Below are 627 nucleotides of genomic sequence, written 5' to 3'. Positions count from 1 at the left end.
AAGGATTAGGTTGGTTAAACAAGACAACCCGCGGCGTAGGCAACAACGCGGTCACCAGAGGGATTGAAGGCGCATGGACAAGCCAGCCAACGCAATGGGATAACGGCTATTTTCATCTGCTGTTAAATTACGACTGGGAACTGAAAAAAAGCCCAGCCGGCGCATGGCAATGGGAACCTATCGACATTAAAGAGGAAGACAAACCGGTCGATCCTGAAAACCCTAACGTTCGGCATAACCCAATCATGACAGACGCCGATATGGCGATGAAGATGGATCCGGAGTATCGCAAAATCTCAGAACGCTTCCATAGCGACCCGGCCTATTTCGCCGACACCTTTGCTCGGGCTTGGTTTAAATTAACGCACAGAGACATGGGGCCTAAGGCTCGCTACATCGGCCCTGATGTCCCGCAAGAAGACCTCATCTGGCAAGATCCGGTTCCTCACGGCAATGCAAACTACGATGTAGACGCGGTAAAAGCCAAAATCGCAGCCAGTGGGTTATCGGTTAGTGACATGGTCACAACCGCTTGGGACAGTGCACGCACGTTCCGTCAGTCTGACAAACGTGGTGGCGCAAACGGCGCTCGTATTCGCTTAGCACCACAAAAAGACTGGCAAGGTA

General features: G+C 52.0%; 1 pseudogene. It reads left to right on the top strand.

Going from position 1 to position 627, the window contains the following annotated elements:
• A pseudogene (locus tag R7O13_RS28310) lies at positions 1 to 627 on the top strand (catalase-peroxidase); the annotation flags it as partial.

It is taken from the genome of Vibrio sp. Y176 (assembly GCF_033438945.1).
This window is presented reverse-complemented; position numbering and strand designations above follow the sequence as displayed.